General features: G+C 40.9%; 20 protein-coding genes. All 20 read right to left on the bottom strand.

Annotated features, from left to right (window positions below; translation table 11 throughout):
* The coding region (locus tag IYQ91_RS09715) for a phage tail protein (protein WP_195673705.1) at window positions 1-1,718 on the bottom strand (1,718 nt) is incomplete at its 3' end.
* Window positions 1,715-3,253, bottom strand: coding sequence for a distal tail protein Dit (locus IYQ91_RS09710; protein ID WP_229311768.1), 1,539 nt, complete (start codon window positions 3,251-3,253; stop codon window positions 1,715-1,717). The genes IYQ91_RS09715 and IYQ91_RS09710, both read right to left, overlap by 4 nt.
* A complete protein-coding gene (locus IYQ91_RS09705; protein ID WP_195673704.1) occupies window positions 3,228-6,290 on the bottom strand; it encodes a phage tail protein in 3,063 nt (1,020 codons plus the stop codon). Before IYQ91_RS09705 ends, IYQ91_RS09710 begins: the two co-directional genes overlap by 26 nt.
* Window positions 6,290-6,664 carry a DUF5361 domain-containing protein gene (locus IYQ91_RS09700; protein ID WP_195673703.1) on the bottom strand — a complete coding sequence of 125 codons (375 nt, stop codon included), beginning with the start codon at window positions 6,662-6,664 and terminating at the stop codon, window positions 6,290-6,292. The genes IYQ91_RS09705 and IYQ91_RS09700 overlap by 1 nt, the downstream gene beginning before the upstream one ends.
* Complete coding sequence (locus IYQ91_RS09695) at window positions 6,661-6,945, bottom strand: hypothetical protein (RefSeq protein WP_195673702.1); 285 nt, start codon at window positions 6,943-6,945, stop codon at window positions 6,661-6,663. Before IYQ91_RS09695 ends, IYQ91_RS09700 begins: the two co-directional genes overlap by 4 nt.
* Window positions 6,946-6,948: 3 nt before the next feature.
* Window positions 6,949-7,500 carry a phage tail protein gene (locus IYQ91_RS09690; protein ID WP_195673701.1) on the bottom strand — a complete coding sequence of 184 codons (552 nt, stop codon included), beginning with the start codon at window positions 7,498-7,500 and terminating at the stop codon, window positions 6,949-6,951.
* 19 nt (window positions 7,501-7,519) lie between these two features.
* Entirely contained in the window at window positions 7,520-7,855 is a 336-nt protein-coding gene (locus tag IYQ91_RS09685; RefSeq protein ID WP_195673700.1) for a hypothetical protein, read from the bottom strand.
* Entirely contained in the window at window positions 7,856-8,092 is a 237-nt protein-coding gene (locus IYQ91_RS09680; protein ID WP_195673699.1) for a hypothetical protein, read from the bottom strand. It abuts the gene before it with no gap.
* Window positions 8,085-8,423, bottom strand: a complete 339-nt coding sequence (locus IYQ91_RS09675) for a hypothetical protein (RefSeq protein ID WP_195673698.1) — start codon at window positions 8,421-8,423, stop codon at window positions 8,085-8,087. The genes IYQ91_RS09680 and IYQ91_RS09675 overlap by 8 nt, the downstream gene beginning before the upstream one ends.
* Window positions 8,410-8,805, bottom strand: a complete 396-nt coding sequence (locus tag IYQ91_RS09670) for a phage Gp19/Gp15/Gp42 family protein (protein ID WP_195673697.1) — start codon at window positions 8,803-8,805, stop codon at window positions 8,410-8,412. Before IYQ91_RS09670 ends, IYQ91_RS09675 begins: the two co-directional genes overlap by 14 nt.
* A 3-nt stretch (window positions 8,806-8,808) precedes the next feature.
* A complete protein-coding gene (locus tag IYQ91_RS10100; protein WP_267490185.1) occupies window positions 8,809-8,931 on the bottom strand; it encodes a hypothetical protein in 123 nt (40 codons plus the stop codon).
* Window positions 8,932-8,934: 3 nt separating this feature from the next.
* A complete protein-coding gene (locus IYQ91_RS09665; RefSeq protein WP_117644280.1) occupies window positions 8,935-9,825 on the bottom strand; it encodes a phage major capsid protein in 891 nt (296 codons plus the stop codon).
* 3 nt (window positions 9,826-9,828) lie between these two features.
* Window positions 9,829-10,293, bottom strand: a complete 465-nt coding sequence (locus IYQ91_RS09660; RefSeq protein WP_195673696.1) for a capsid assembly scaffolding protein Gp46 family protein — start codon at window positions 10,291-10,293, stop codon at window positions 9,829-9,831.
* Window positions 10,294-10,368: 75 nt separating this feature from the next.
* Window positions 10,369-11,784, bottom strand: a complete 1,416-nt coding sequence (locus IYQ91_RS09655; RefSeq protein WP_195673695.1) for a terminase — start codon at window positions 11,782-11,784, stop codon at window positions 10,369-10,371.
* Between the two features lie 203 nt (window positions 11,785-11,987).
* Window positions 11,988-13,241: a hypothetical protein gene (locus tag IYQ91_RS09650; RefSeq protein ID WP_195673694.1), complete on the bottom strand. Its 1,254-nt coding sequence runs from the start codon at window positions 13,239-13,241 to the stop codon at window positions 11,988-11,990.
* A complete protein-coding gene (locus IYQ91_RS09645; protein ID WP_195673693.1) occupies window positions 13,228-14,493 on the bottom strand; it encodes a phage portal protein in 1,266 nt (421 codons plus the stop codon). The genes IYQ91_RS09650 and IYQ91_RS09645 overlap by 14 nt, the downstream gene beginning before the upstream one ends.
* Window positions 14,490-14,852, bottom strand: coding sequence for a hypothetical protein (locus tag IYQ91_RS09640; protein WP_195673692.1), 363 nt, complete (start codon window positions 14,850-14,852; stop codon window positions 14,490-14,492). The genes IYQ91_RS09645 and IYQ91_RS09640 overlap by 4 nt, the downstream gene beginning before the upstream one ends.
* 79 nt (window positions 14,853-14,931) lie before the next feature.
* Window positions 14,932-15,279: an HNH endonuclease gene (locus tag IYQ91_RS09635; protein WP_195673691.1), complete on the bottom strand. Its 348-nt coding sequence runs from the start codon at window positions 15,277-15,279 to the stop codon at window positions 14,932-14,934.
* A gap of 130 nt (window positions 15,280-15,409) precedes the next feature.
* Window positions 15,410-15,829 carry a DUF1492 domain-containing protein gene (locus tag IYQ91_RS09630; protein ID WP_195673690.1) on the bottom strand — a complete coding sequence of 140 codons (420 nt, stop codon included), beginning with the start codon at window positions 15,827-15,829 and terminating at the stop codon, window positions 15,410-15,412.
* A gap of 266 nt (window positions 15,830-16,095) precedes the next feature.
* Window positions 16,096-16,245, bottom strand: a complete 150-nt coding sequence (locus tag IYQ91_RS09625; protein ID WP_195673689.1) for a DUF7204 family protein — start codon at window positions 16,243-16,245, stop codon at window positions 16,096-16,098.
* Between the last annotated feature and the right edge of the window lie 408 nt (window positions 16,246-16,653).

Raw genomic sequence — 16,653 nt, 5'->3', positions numbered from 1 at the left:
GATTTCTCGTAAGCGGTTTGTTGGGAGCTGATAGCACCGACTTCTTTTTTTACCTGCTCAATATTAGCGGAGCTTTCCGCCTTTTCTTTGAGCAGATCTGCCTTAACATCGTTTAACCCTTGCTTGGCCCGTTTCATTTCCTCTTGCAAAGCATTGAGAGGGACTGGATCTGCAGGGTCGCCTTTGTCCCCTTTATCACCTTTTGGTACAACAATAGACTTATTATCGCTAAAGGTGACTTTCACACCATCCGCTTGCTTTTCTGCTTTAGCGACCGTAATGGACTTACCGTCAGAGCCTTTCGCTCCGTCGTTGACATTGGTAAAGGTTACTTGCTCTCTAGCAACCTCTTTATTATCCACTAAAGCAATAGCGGTCAATACTAATTTGCTAGACATGCCAGCCGCCTTAACTTCAAAAGTTGGAGATGTGCCAAATCCTTGATTATCAACTAACCATTTCCACGTACACTCAACTGGTTTCTGCCCTCTCTTTAAGCTCGGATAAATCGTAGATTGCCCCTGATTGTTTTTAAAAACAATCCCGTTGTTGGTCGCAAGCTTAATCGTGTAAGGCGTTGCTTCGAGTGTCAGTTGCTCCACTCTTTGCAACAATTCATTGGCAATCTGGCTCGACTTCCGGACATAGTTTGATAAGGTGGTTTTGACATCGCTTGTCTCTAGTAGAGCTTCTGTCTGTTCGCTAATGCGTGCTTGTACGTAAAGCGGAGGGTCAAAGTGCTGTCCGTCAATCAGTGTCTTTCTGTCACCGATGCTGCCGTCAACCGCACCTTCCACTTCGTAATCTACTTTTAACTCACAATGCTTCTTCAACTCAGACAGCATATAACCAAACAGAGCTTCTTTGCTTGTGTGTTCCGTTTCGCTATCTTCGTTGATAATATACCCGTCATTTGTTTTTCGAGCGATTGATGGGTATTTATCTCTCGCTTGCGGTGCATAGAGCGTATCACCACTGCTGTAAAAGAGTAAATTCCCCTTGTCGTCATAGATTTTTTTATTTAACCCAGCTATCGTCAGACCGTCTTTACCAGTACGACGAATCCCAGTATAAAAGTCATCCATGTTGTCCGAGTAGTTGATAACTTTCAGCTTTTCACCCACACGAACTGGCATCCCCGTCTTATCTTTCCCAAGATTTCCCTCACGGTAGATATTAACCACATGACGTTTGAGCGAGTAGTCATTGTTTAGCTCTGTGACAAATTCCAGCTCTGCGCCAAAGCTATTGGCGACCGAATAAAGCCGCGCTAGAATCGTGTCTGTTCCGCTCCATTCTAACTTGATGGACTTATCGGCTACTTCGTTGATTCCAATCTCAAATGAGTGTTCAGGGTCGTAATAATCGATGTACTGTTTAATGCTCATGGCATTGGCTGGTTTGTGCGGGCCACGCTTTTCTTTGTTCGCTTCCAAACTCAATGAGTAGGCTGTTAGCTCAATCTTATAGCCCGTTTTCTTGACGCTGTTAATGTTAAGCCAAAAATCCTTGTCCTTAAACCGAAAAGCTAGCTTTTGTCCGCTTTGAGCAACCATCTTTTTGGAATGATAGGTCAGCACAAGGACACTACAAGCACCCTTTAAAAACTGCGTTAGATTGGCGGAGTTATATTTGATACCACTCTTATTATCAAAAAAACCGACATTATGGCTGTCGGTTGTATCACGAATGGCAATCCTCACATTTCTTTTACTCAAATCCAAGCCTCCTCAATTTCTGCTCGTGCGCTCTCTACTTCCGCAAAGCTCGACACAAGCAGTTGTACTTTTGTTTTGCCGGGCGGGATTTTAAAGTAGTCCGTTCCCAAAATCTCATCGTCAGGAGCTAATAAGTTATTGACATACAATCGCCCTTTTTCTTCTGGATTTACTTCTCCTGTTGAATCGATAAAAAGTTCTGCTCCCGTCGGATAACGATTCGGTACATCACGCCAGTATGGCACGTTTAATTTATAAATGGCAAAATCATTTAAATAATGATGTGTTACCAATTCGTTGATAGTCGAATTTCGCCCTTTATACTGTCCGACAAAGAATTGTACTTTAGCAGCTTGTTTATCCTTGATTTTCGATTCAAAAAAGGAATGATAACTACCATACCAAAAGTAAGTGATTTTATCTCCTTCTTTTCGCAAATCGAACATATTTCTGTTTTGGTCTTTCCCCTCTAAACTATAAGGGTTATCTTTAACCCAAAGAGTTGGTGAAAACTCAATGGATTTTACAACTCGACTGCCGCCTGCTCCATCTCCCATAAGGAATACAACTAGTGCTTTATTGCGCGTTCGCTCGCTTTTTTCAATCGCCATACCAGCGATAAAATGATTATCACTATCTACGACTGACAAACACCATGCCCCCGTCTGACTAACATAGCCAGTCTCAAACCAAGCACGAGCCCAGATGTACCAGTCTTTTGCTTGTTGGGACAGATTTAACTCTTTGACCGCTCCAAACCATGATCCGTTAGCCGTATTCGTGAAATTGGCCGGAAGAACCCCTAATCGTCCACCAAGATTAGAATCTGCTGCCATTTTCGTGACCACTTTCTTATTTTGATTTTCATAAAAAATAGTGCCGTCTGTCCAATTCTTAAAATCCCCTTTGCCATTTGCGGCAAGCAAGACATTCTTCTTCTCTTCCACCAAATCCGTTTCTTCAATTTTTCCAAACTGCATAGCGCCATATTGACTAACAATGCCAACATAACCCGATTCATGTTTGAGTTTGATTCGGTAATTGACCGATATTTCTGCACTACCATTATTTATAATTTCAGCTTCTAGCACGCCTTGCGCATTCTTCTTAAATTCAAAATACTTCGGATTCTTAGCGTGTGCTAGACCGTCCGAAATAACAAAAGTAATGGTACCTTTGCCATTTAATTTGATTTCTTTAAAGTCCAAATTTCCTGTTGGAATAGCATAGAAAACGCGATCTGGTGCAATACTAAATGTCAATTCTTTAGGTTCACTTACATTGAGAACTTTCTGCAGGTCATCGTGATTGTCCATAGACTCGTACTTGACATAAAAAGGTACCGGAATCTTTTTACTTTTCTTACGAGAGTAAACATATTCAGAACCGTCTATCGTCTCATAATCCTGGAATATCGGTTCATAGTCTGCGCCGCCCAAAAGCGTAAAGCCGTCCAAAACAGTAATCCATTTTGTCAGTTCTACACCATTAAAAGTTACTTTTACCAATTTACCACCCCAATCCATCGACAGCATTTAGAATCGCTTGTCGTTTCGCCTGTTCTTCTGCAACCGGTTCAGCGTAGATTTTAGCAATTTCTTGCCTGTCAGCTTGAACCGATACTACAGTAGGCCGACTAGCTAGTTTAGCCAGAATATCCATTACATCTTTGTAATCATAATCTTGACCAGAATCTGTGTTTAATTGAGAAGCCAGTCGGTTATTTGATAAAGTCAGTTGAGCACTTGCCTTATCGATATCAGAAAAGTTGGTATCAAATGTTACTGTTCCAAAGCTATCATAAATCTCACTTGCCATACCGCTGACCGCCGATTGAACACTCTTGAATTGATTCTTAAGACCTTCATTCAAACCGTTCATAATAGCTTTACCAGCTGGAATCAAGAGACGTTTATCATACTCAATAGGCCCTTTGTGGTCACGAATCCAACCAGCTATTCCACCGACAAAATCCGTTACACCTTGCCAAGCTGATTTTAAACCGCCAAGGAAACCGTCTAAAATAGCTCTACCGGCATCCCACAAATTGATATTTCTCAATCCGTTGAAAATTCCCGTCACTTGAGAAACCAAGTTAGAAACACTTTGAACCATGCTATTCCAAGCATTTTGTGCACCTTGGACAATCCCATTGATGATACCTTGGACAGACGCTTTTAAACCATTCCATGCTCCAACTGCTGTAGATGTAATTGTATTCCACAGGCTAGATAAGAAGTTCATGAAATTATTCCATGTATTTTGCGCTCCTTGCACCAAACTATCGATTAAGTTTGTAACCGTAGTTTTAATCCATGTCCAAGCAGAAGAAGCTGCACTCTTGATAAATTCCCAAATAGCAGACAGAGCGTTTGATAAGTTCTCAAACATAGCCACGCCATAACCAATAATGGCAGTTACTACGCCTATAAAATAGGTTTTAATACCTTCCCAAACAAGACTAACAGCATTTTTAATACCGTCCCATATAAGCCCTAAATCCGCTTGTAATTGAGTAAAATTCCCAGTCACTAAATCAATGACTATTAAGACAGCGCCCAAGACGATTGACTTGATAAATTCCCAAGCACCTTGAAAAATCATTTTAATGCCTTCCCACATTTGGGTAAGGCCGTCTTTCATACCATTCCAAATATTCATAAAGCCGTCAACGAAAGGCTGGACGATTGTCATGATTGTTTGTGTGACGACTGTCCATGCTGTGATTGCAGCAGTTTGAATACCATTCCACAAATTTGTAAAGAAGTCAACAATGCCATTCCAAGTATTCTTGATAGTCTCAACAGCTGCGTTCCAAATTGCCGTCACACCATTCCATACATTACTTGCTCCTTGCGTAATACCAGACCAAAGACCAACAAAAAAGTCAGCAATTCCTTGCCAAGCTTGCTTTATCCACTCAACAAAAGCTGCCCAAATTTTGCGTCCAGTTTTAGTTTGAGTGAAGAACCAAATTAATCCGGCTACAAGTGCTGCAATAGCTGTTACCACAAGCCCGATTGGATTTGCGGACAAGACAGCATTAAATATTCTAAATGCTCCACTAGCCCCCATAGTTGCAGCGGCATTCGCAGCAGTTGCCGAAGTTAACGCTCCTGTACGTACAAATTGAGCTAGTGTATAAGCATTTTGTATCGCCAAGATACCATTTCTTGCTGCTTCAATCCCTTTAATAACGCCAGTAACAACCTTGTAAGCTGTCAAAGCTGTTGTTATCCCAACAACTGCAGCTTTTAGCGTATCTAAAGCCACAGGGCTATTTTTTAAAAAGCTAGTAAATTCTTTAATTTTTTCCGATGCCGCACGAATAAATCCTGTTACAGATTCAAATGCCGCACCAACACCATTTACGCTTTTTTCGCTACCAGCAATACCTAATAAATCTTCGACAAAACTTCCAACAATACCAGCAATATTTCCAATGGTTGCTCCAATATTTTCAAAGGTTATACGGATGTTCTCAGCAATATTGACAATTTGTGTCGCTGTCGTTTCATCAAAGCCAATCATTTTTAAAAAGTCAATATTTTTCTTTTTACCCATCGACCCAAAAATCATGTCGTAAAACGTACTAAAAACTCCACCTATTTTTACAGCTAAGTCATAGACTTCTTCCATCACCGCTTGAGCTATACTATCTCCAAAAATCGCTCCTAAAGCTTCTTCTAAAGCAAAACCAATAATTTGAGGTATTCCTTTTAAGATATTTCCAATCATCGGGATAAAATTGTTAAAAAAGAATACTTTTGTTGTGTCATACAAAGCTCTTAGAGAAGGTCCGATGCTCTCTCCTAAGGATAATTTTCCCAGAACATTTTGAGCAGCAGCTTTCATGGCGGCAAATGATCCACTGAAAGTGGATGCTGCTTCTTTCGCTGTTGTTCCTGTAATATCCAGATTTTTTTGAATAGCATGAATAGCTTGATAAACATCTGAAAGGTTGTTAATGTCGTACTTGACACCCGTCAATTTTTCAGCGTCCGCAAGCAGTCGCTCCATCTCGGTTTTTGTACCACCATAACCAAGTTTTAAGTTATCCAGCATCGTATAGTTTTGCTTAGCAAAGCCTTGATAGGCATCCTGAATACGATCCATAGATGTGCCCATTTTGTTGGCATTATCAGACATATCAACCATGGCCATATTAGCCACATCTGCAGCTTTTTCGGTATCTCCACCCAAAGACTGCAAGAGACTGGCAGAGAAGCCAGTTACATTTTCCATGTAGGCATTGGCGGACAGTCCGGTAGTGCGATAAGCCTCATTTGCATAGGCTTTGACCTTATCAGCCGAACCCTTGAAGAGGGTTTCGATTCCCCCAAGTGATTGCTGAAGAGCTGCCCCTTCTGATAAGGCGGAAGTAAAAGCCTTACCGATACCAGCCGCAGCAATAACACCCGTTACAGCTTTGACAAGAGTAGAACCAAGGGTTGATCCGGCACTTTTTCCTGCCGCACTCGCTTCTGGTGAAATAGCGTTCTGAATCGCTCCGCTGATTCCTTTTGCAGACGGCATGATCTGCACATAAGCTTGTCCTAATTCTGTTGCCACTAGTTCTCACCTCCAGTCTTGTTTAAAATTTTTGCTCTCGCTTTTTCAAATTCCTCGCCAGAAATAAAGACCATTTCATTGCTTTCTTTTTTTACTGCGGTTAATTTCTCTGTAATAGAGACAGGTCTATTGTTACCTTTTTGCCCATCTTTGGTTTTAAACCATGTAAGCAGAGAAAGCCTGTCTAAAATGCTGGCTTGTAAAAGAGTATCAAATGACACTCTTTGTCCAGACATCACTAACTTAATACGAGAATTTTCTCTGAGGCCATAAGAAAAAACAGCCACCTGATAAGCAGGCAACTGTCTATAATCGTATATGTGATACACTTCAGCAAGGTCGCAAATCAATGCGTCTTCATCTGCTTGTATCATTTTGGCGAGGAGGGCAATTTTTTTACCTTGTTTTGAGCTTCAAAGATTTCTTTAATAGCTTCTCCCATTTTGTCCATTGGCACAAGACCATTTTTATCACGCACATGCTCTTTCAAAGCATCTGCTTGATCGCCTAGTAAAAGTTTTAGCAATTTAGGCAACACAAGAGGATTCGTATCCACTTCTGCTATTGCTTCTACTAGTTCATAGTTGCTTAGACGTTCACTTGAAATTTCAAACGAAAAACCTGATGTAGTCGTACCTTTAATTGATTTTGACATCTATTAAGCTCCTTTAATATATTCATAGTGCGTGTTCCCTTCTTTATCAGGAAACGCAGTAACAGTTGTCTCATAACCTACCGTTTCACCGTCTTTATAGGCTACTTCCCCGATTTCGGTCACTTTTCCTTGAGGAATAACAATCCGTTTGAGTACACCGCCTTTAAGAATAACCTCCACAATAAGACAATGTTCTTTTAATTCAGTAGAGTTTGCTTTAACAGCGATACCTGTCGCTAGTTCTCCCGTTACATTGGTGTCTCCATAAATTTCTTTAAGCACTGCCAAGTTTAGCGCTTCGATTAGTGTGAAACCAAATGTATCCTTTTTCTCAGTTTGAGAAGAGTTAACCACATCTCCGCCCCAAGCCTTAATGTCTTCCGATTCTGGGCTATTCGTGTTAGTAAGTCCGTCCTCTGAGATGTAACCCAATGATTTAAACGCTGTATTAAGAGCTGTAGTTGCATCTGTTGGAAGTTCGGTGCCTAATGGCGCAGAGTAAATTGCCCCACCGACTTTAGGTTTTGCAGTTGTTACATGTGATGAATTTGACATCTTATTCTCCTTTTCAATTTTAATAATGGTTAATATCAAATACTGCTTGATACCGGTAAGATTTCGTTTCGGTATCAGTATAGTTATAATCGCTATTTAACGAGACACCACTAATATCATCTAGCTCTATCAAGCCTTCAACAACATCTTTGACTTCTTCGTTTAATAGCGCTGCGTCATGCATAGACTTAGCGTAACTTTGAAAAGCAAAAGTCGACGACTTCAACTGATTTCTCTTGCTACTGCCCGTCTTTTCTATCACGACATATTTATCAGGCGTTTTCGCTTGATGTTCAAAAAAAGACGGCACAGTTAAATGACCGTCAAAGTATTTCTTGACGATAACTTCAATCATTTAACGCACCGCCTTTAAAAGTGTATTGTTTTTGAGATTATCTTTCTTAGCTTTGCGAGTTTTAGCACTCACCATTGCATTTGCACGATTACGTCCAATATGGATATCCTGCTCATAGCCATCACCGCATCGTTTTTTGATATCGCTTGCGTGTTTTGTCAAAACTGTCTGCATAGCAGATGATTTCATCAGATCTGCCACGCCTGCACGATTAAGTTTAAATTTCATGTTACTCATAACGTTCTACCATCACTTTCTTATTCCACTCAAGCGGAACCAGATGGTCAATACCCTCAATAGTCGGACCAAAGACCCGCCATTTCTTGCCAAAGAAGCGAACTTCCTTGTCCTCCCAATCGTAGGTGTCACCTTTGGGGATTCCCAGCGTATAGACCGCCTTTTTGCCGAACAAATTCATCTGATTGATGATTTCCTCGGACTGGGTAGGCACCACAAGGACATTTTTAACCTCAGTTTCTCTATCTTCAAAGATAGGCGCCCCGAAAGGGTCAGAGCCTGTCTCGACCTTGTCAATCAAAGTGACGGTGATACCTTTAATCCGTGTCATAGATTTCCATCACCCCAAATCTCTGCCGTTTAAGTCCGAGCCGCTTCAACTCGTTGTCCTTGATAAACAATCCGCCGCCAGGAACCAAATAAGACCCGCTAAAAGAGTAGCCTAAGGCGCTCTCTGTCATTTGAGTCATTGGTTCCTGATCAGTAGATGTCATTAAGGTCCGAGCAACAACGTCAACTGTTACAGATTTGACAACCTGAGCATATGATGGACTGTCTGCGACCAATTTATCAAGGTCTTTTCCGACTTTTTCAGCTTCGTTCCGCAAAGCAGCAGAGACAACTCCCAACAGCGCCTCTGCCCTTTGCTCCTCTTCAGATTTCAATGTCCGCCACAGCAGAGCCAAATCATCTTTTGTCGCAAAGTCAGCCATAGACTACTCCTCAGAGGCCTTAGCTTTTTTAGCAGGTTTCTTTGCGTCTTCAACGGGTTCCCAATTGCCGCTAAGCTGAGAGTCTACATCAATGATTACCCCTGTTTTTTTGTTAATATATTCCATATTTTAAGCCTCCACACGAGCGAATGATTCTTCATCAAGAATGCCCCAACCTACATACACTTCTGTACGCAAGCACACTTCGCGGTAGCGTTTCAAGTCACGTCCCGCACCATCTGGATCACCGTATTCAATGATTTCAAGCGGAATATTTTCAGCGTAACCCCATTTGAACGCATTTTCAAAGTCACCAACAATAGCGTGGTCTTTCTTAGCTCCACTAGCAACTGTACTCAATGTCTTATTGACATCTGACTGCATTCCGTAAAATGATGCAGGATTTTGACCAAAGCGATATTCAGGATATTGTACAACCCCGTTCACTTTGATTTTTCCAAGAGCTGCCCCTGCAGCTGGTGATAAAGCAATACCAGTCACCTGTCCATCGTTTGCAGTGATTGTCGTAACAGCTGCATCGATGTTTTCGTCGATTTTTTCCGCGTCGTAAGTAACTACATTTCCTGTAATCAAACCATCAAATGAATTGGTTGCTTTAAAAGAAGCATCCGTCATTGATTTTGGTTCCAGACCGTGGAAAGATGCAATATCAACAGCTTGTGCAACTTTTTTAGCCAATCCATCAATGAATGATTTGAGATAAGACAGTTGTTTTTCTTCTGAGCAATTCACAAATTCTTGAGATACACGAGCTTGATAAGTAACCAGAACTGGCTTCACTACCTTTGGTTTCATTGTAGCATTACCAGCATTTGAAGGTTTACCTTCACCTATAATTTCAGCGTTTCCTTCAAGGTTGAAAATGAATGTTTCTGTTCCAGTAAATGGAATAGGTTCTTGACTTGATAGTTTCGCAATAGTTGAATGACCTTTTACTTTGCTAAAAATATCTTGTACTGTTTGGACTGGGAACATATCCCCTGATTGCAATGTTGGCATAAATTATTCTCCTCTCATTTTTTGCAGCATTTCTTTTAATGCCGCATCTTCGTCGTTTGCGTTACCTACATTAGGTTCATTTGATTTTGGTGGTGCTGCCGGTTCAACTGGCTTCATAAAACCTGCAAGACGTTCTGCATCTGCTTTAAGAGCTTCCTCGTTGTCACCAACCAGACGATCAGCCAAGTCATACGGCAAGCCATTTTGCAAAGCAATACGAGTACGCAAGCTTGCTGTCTCATAACCAGCTACCTGTTTCTTCAAATCTGCGATTTGTTTATCGTAATCTGCAGCACTATTCTTGCTTGCTTCAGCTGCTGACTTCAGCACACCGTTTTCTTTTTCCAAATCACTCACACGAGTTTTGAGCTGGTCATAATCTGCGTACTTTTCTTTCTCACGAGCCAAGCGCGCCTTCACAATTGTGTCAAGCTCTTCTTGTGTAGTGATTGCTGTAAAATCTGACATATAAATATCCTTTCTCCTGCTTTCCCGGCAGTTCGGTAATTTTGTGCACTAAAAAAAGCACCTTGCGGCACTCACTTAGTAATAACTTTTTTGCTTTTTACGAGGCTTCGTTGTATAACATGCCCAGTGCGCCAGCAAAGCGCTGTCCATTAAACTGATGTCTCGGTCGTCATATAGCGACTTATAGCCAAAGCCACCATTTGAGCCAATGTTGCGTTTATCACAGTTTGTCACAACTGCAGTCAGCGAAGGCTGGTCATTATGACAAAGCGTTTGCTGTACAATCGACTGCTCCCAAAGCGAGTTAGCTGTAATGATTTCCTTGACCGTTGGCAAGATTGGCTTTTGAATTCCAAACTCTTTCATTTCTGCTGCTAACAATTCCTGTCCGCTAGCACCATCGACAACTATTTTTTCAATGTCTGCAGATTTCAAGAAATTGATAATCCACTGCATGCCATTCCGGATAGAGACACAATCAATATTTTCAACGAATATTCGATTATCATCCGTCCGTACAGCAATTGCCATTGCTACATTGGTTCCATCTTGTCCATACTTGATTCCGACAAAGAGCTTACCTTTAAGCTCAGGCATTGGTTCAACCTTAAGGTCATGCCATTCTTTTTCTGAGATGGCTGATTTCTGGTTAAAGGTCGGCCAATAGCCCAGACGCTGGATGTTGTGGTCCAGTTCATCGTCTCCGAGCTCAACTTTAATCTTCCGTTCATTGAGATGATAACCCATTGACGGATTCGTCAAGTACCAAGCGTCCACGTCGTGAATGTCGTGGATTTTCTCAACAGACCATTCTGACCAGCCTGAATACTCGCTGTTACCAGCTAGTACTTTTTTACGGTAACTAGCAAAGACAGTTCCTGTTGATACCATCGTTGGCGGCGTCCCGCACATGATAGTCATAGGATTCTCGCTATCCGTTACCGTGTACTTAAGAGCTGATTCTTGTTCCGCAGTATACTCCTGGGCTTCATCGATGATAAGCAAGTCAAATCCCTCACCCAGACCGCCATTTGATGTCCGAGTGCGAAATTGAATAACCGCTCCAGTCTCCTTAAATTCGATGCGCTCCTGCCCCTTTGCCTTATTTGAGACAAAGTCCTCACCATCAACATATCCCATATCTTCCAGATACTTTTTCAGCTTCTCGAAAGATGAATGGGACGTGCTGATACGATGAGCAGTATGCAAGATTCTAAGTCCTTTATGCAATCCCCATAATTCCACGATATAGACATCCTCTGTCTTGCCATTTCGTCGAGAGATAGCATAACCAAACTTTTGGTGCACCCACAGACCGTCATCATTTACGGCCATAATAGCTTCAAGCAAAGATACCTGCCAAGGATAACAATCCCGGCCAGATTTCTGATAAAACTCTATGGCTTCCTGAGCCAAGCTATCAGTATAATGTAAAGTTACCGATTGAGTAGGATGCTGATTGCCAAATCTAATCTTAGTTTTAGTAACCATAACCTTTCCTTTCAATCGTCATCGCATGATAACCCTATCGCTGGGAGACATTGGATCACCTCCTAAAACATTTGTCTAAAAGCGCGATTATTCAAATTCTTTTGTCTCCTTTCCCTTGCTTTTTAAGCAAAATTATTGTATACTTTAATTAAATAAGGAAGTAATCCTGTTCCCCTTGTCCACATTTGTGGTCGGAATGACGGTTACTTCCTTTTTTTGATAATATCTATCAAAGCGTTTCCTTTTTTTATGATAACCGTATCAACTTTTCTTCGACCGCTCTTATAAATATTTCCCAGTTGCTCAAATACTTCCTCCTCACTAATATCAGAATTGAGTAGTTCAAGTACAAAATTATTTGCTTGTTTTTTTGACTTTCGCATATTGTTATCAACAACATTTTTACCTGTCCCTTTAATTTCTTTTAAATCAAACCGTGAACTACCATTTATTAAGTAATCAGGAGTTGGTATGCCTAATGGATAATTTACTTTAGGCACCATTTGAACTTTGACACCAAATTTTTTAGCAAGCCATTCCGCTACTTCTTTTTCTTTGGCTGAATAATCTAAAGCAACATGTTTACCGTCCACATGATACTTAGTTCCCTCGTGTTCCCAATAGATCATATCAGATACAGAACCATTTCCAGAGTGTTTCAACCACTCTTTTTTTACACTTAAATAAGGCTTGTCATTATCTGGCAAGCCTATTTGTTTTCTATGTTCGATTTCTGATTTTCTCTTATCCTCTGACCACTTTTTTGTCCATACGTTTTGCTTTTTTCCGTTTCCCGGATGATAATCCACTGTACACCGACAACGCTGATGCCTACGATATACATTTTTTGGTACTTTTGGATAAGTATAAGTTCCAGCTACTTCTTTGCACCAATCACAACAATTGCCACTCTCACGTCGCACGATTTTAGGAGATAATCCCGCCTTTGCGTGGAACTCTGCATTTTTTCGGATACTATCATCCACAATAGACTGCGTAAAATTAACAATCGGTTCACCTAGCAGCCAACTTACTTTGTCAAAGCTCTCCTCGCTGGACAAGCGATTGACTAATCCGTCTATTCTATCTTGGTTTAATTCCGGATGTTGCACAGCGAGCCCGATTTTGGCTTCTTGGTTCAAATTTTTCTGGATTTCACTGGCATAATCACTCACAAGCTCATAATTCCTGCCTAACGTCTCATTTAAGAGACGATTTGCGATATTGTAATACATTTTACCGTCTGGCAATGTGTCGTTGCTTAGAGAGCTTCCTAGAACTTTAGAAAGAATTCCGCCAATTTCTATAGCGTAGTCATTTGCATCTAAATAGTTTGCTTGTTTCTGTCCAAGTTTATCGAGTAGCCCTTTAATCGTTGAACTACTAAGCTGACCACGCTCGAAATCTGTCTTGATTTGCTTGAGTAGTCCAGGGACGACGTCCTCAACCATTGCCATCACCACCTACTGCGGAAACTGGCCCATCTGATGCCTTAATACCCGTCAAATCACGGATAGTATCACTTCCAACGAATCCAGGAATGGCTTGATTGAGCTTAATAGCACCATCACCAATCATAGTCAATGTGTTTGCGTCTGCCTCAAAGAGTGGCTCCCATTTGACTGATGTTGCCATAAATTGGTTGCGCAAGTATGGGAACTCATCCCGCAAGCACACTGCCACATATGCCGTATTTAGCAAGCCCGATGCAAATGACCGCTGCGCTTTTCTTCCAGCCGCCCTCAAATTCTCGTGAGCAGCTTTGATGGCCTCTACTGATGATGGATTATCAGACGGAAAACCCAAGTCATCCATAGTCAAGCCTGTACTGCCTGCAAACAAAGCGGCATACATCTTAAGCTGGTCAACAAACGGCGACATGCTAGCTGTTGTAAATTGACCAACCGTTGGACTGTCTCCGTCTTCGTCTTTGGTAAACTGTAATAAGCTTGACACAGTCGCTTTCCACTTTTCCATCGGCTCTGCTTCTTGACTAAGCCCTAACACATATTTTTGAGGAAACGAATAGAACTCTGCCGTTACTTCCGCCCGCTCTAGCGTACGTTTAGCAGCTTTTTGCTGGTACATACCAGCTTGCGTAATACGACTGCGACCAAATGGACGTACCGCATCCGGACGATGAATAATAGGAACCAATAACGGTTGACCAGTAGGATTGCTAACAAAGTATTCCTTACCATACTTTGGATAATACCAGGTTGCGTCCTGCGTAAAATACGCTTCAAGAGTTGGCACACCATACTCATCTTGTTCTAAGACCGCATAGCCTTCTGTCAGTAAAAAGGTTGTTGGATTTAAAATCCCAGTCGCTCGACTGGCCTCAATGATCTGCATTCTAGGTATCTCATCCTGATTGCCAGGCATGATATACACAAAGCAACAAGATGCAATCAAGGCGGACTGAATAGCTGTATCAAACAGAATATCTGGATTGTTAGCATTAAAAATTTCTGTCGCATTAAAGTCGTCATCTGCAAATTCACGGAAAATAATCCGATCGGCCAGTGCATCCACTCCGTGGGCTGTCCATCCTAAAACTGACCTATACATATCTCGTACATTATCTGGGATAACAATACTGCGAGAGGCTTCTCTATCTGCCATCGCATAATATCGATAGCGCTTTTTGACGCCCAATTGATAGAGGGCTAGTTTTCTCCTAAGATAGCCCATTCCATAGTAATTCATTTTGATTGCTCCTTTATTTTTTCGATTACTAGTTGCTCAAAGTTATCTTCGTGCACTTCGATACCTTCGACCAATGTTCTGCTGACAAAGTTAAATTTTTCCTCGTTGGCCAAAATCCGCTTTTTAAAATCTCGATAGTGTTTTAGCAAATTTTTACTTTTTTTGCGTTTTTTAACCGGCAAAATGTTAGGATTAACTTTCTTGTTTTTTTCCTGTTTTTTAGCCGCACGCTTTTTCTTCATCAACTTCCGCTGATTCTCTCTGGCCCCGTCCTTACGGCATTTCTCACTGCAATATTTCGACCTGCTGGATGTGGGTTCAAACTTTTTACCACAAATTGAACACTTGATTTTCTTCATTTTTTACCTTTCAAATCCTAACGCGAGAAAAAATGTACAGTGAACGGCATGAAGGGCGGCGCCTGCCGATGGTAGGGGGTTACCCCCCTCTGTACTTCGACCAGTCCTGCGTTTGAGGAAGATTCCGATTTCCAATCGTTTGTGTTCCTGCGCTAGCTCCAGTTTGGTTTGCATACAATTTATCAGACTTCTGCCGATTGCATTGCCAATGCGCCAACTGTAGATTCTCTATAGCTGATGGATGACCACCTTTTGCTATCGGGATGATATGGTCTATCACAGGACTCATCGGGTCAGGATACTTCAATTTCTTATTGACCAGTCGACCACAGATGCCACAGTGTGTACTTGATTTCAGCAGTCGCTTTTTATTTTTCTCGAACGCAACTCTATGCGGTCCGCTCTTATCAGCTCTTAGATTTACCATAAGAACTCCTCTTTAAAAATAAAAGGGCGGGGTACTTAATAGCACCTCACCCGTTATTATCTGATAATACTATAATAGCACGTTGAAACTGTCATGCACTGTCAAATGCTGTCATTATTGTTATTTACTGTCAATCACTGTCATTTACTGTCAAATTGTTCAACTCTTTAGTAGCTATACGCAGCAAACGAAAGTATGTGCTCTCGCTGCAATTCAACTCATCCATGACCTGCCACCTCGTCATCTTATCGATATATATCAGACTTAATATAGCTTGACTATCAGTATTTTCCAACGAATCTATCAGCCCCTGTAAGTCTCGTTGCTTCCTGATAGCCTCAGCAGTCTTTCGTTCGATTTCTTCTTTTGCAGACAATAGTTCAATATAAATATCGTCCTGCTTACGTTTAACCCCTCCAGATACCTTATCCGCAGAGAATTTCTGACTAGACAAAAGCGAAGCTTCAATTTTGTCTCTACGTCTAATTAAACTCGCGATGTACAGATCTAAATTCCTCAAGTCTTTTAAAATAGCTTTCGCTTTGCTCACTCTCAATCTCCTTTTTTATGGTATAATAATCTTGTTAGAGATTTTACCAGGGACGAGAGTGCCTGGCTTTTTTTATTTGTTTTCTAGCCATTTCTTCAATTCATTCATACAATCTGGACATAGATTGATAATTTTATGAGAATAGCATTGATTCTTATAGTTTGCGTTAGCAGGAATAATAGAGTTAATTTTGTGAGGATTTTCTTTATCGTTGTATATATCGTGGTACTTCCCACATCTATCACATTTTTTGGCTATAGCCATTGTCATTCTTCCCTCATTTCCACTTTATACAGTCTTTGCCCGCTATACTTGTTCTTTAGCTGAGCAAGACATTTCCTAGCAGCACCTTTTGTTTTAAATTTCAGAATTTCATCAACCGTGTTGTCGAAATAGACAATTACTTTGTATTGCATAAACACTCCTTTTTATTCATTTTTTGTATATTTTTTTAGATGTACCACTGTACCATCAAAAAAACAAAATATTTTATATAAAAAACAAGAATCCTATTATACTGGGATTTATAGCACTTGCTATTTTTATTTATTAAAATATTTATATACTTGATGGTACAAGAGTATAAAAACACCTCAAAAAGTCAATTATATCAAGGCTTCAACGGGTGTACCATCACCTATTTTATAAATGCAACAAAATACACTCAAACCCTTTGATACATAAGCGTTTTCGGGGTGAGTCTGGGACAATAGTCCCTTTGCTACAAAAAAAGCAACGGATTTGCCGTTGCTTTTTGCATGGTTGCGATAGTCTTGGTAAAATAGAATTGCAAAATAAACCATTTAGAAAGGCTATCCCATGCA

The sequence above is a fragment of the Streptococcus sp. HF-2466 genome (assembly GCF_015594645.1).
Classification (GTDB): domain Bacteria; phylum Bacillota; class Bacilli; order Lactobacillales; family Streptococcaceae; genus Streptococcus; species Streptococcus anginosus.
This window is presented reverse-complemented; position numbering and strand designations above follow the sequence as displayed.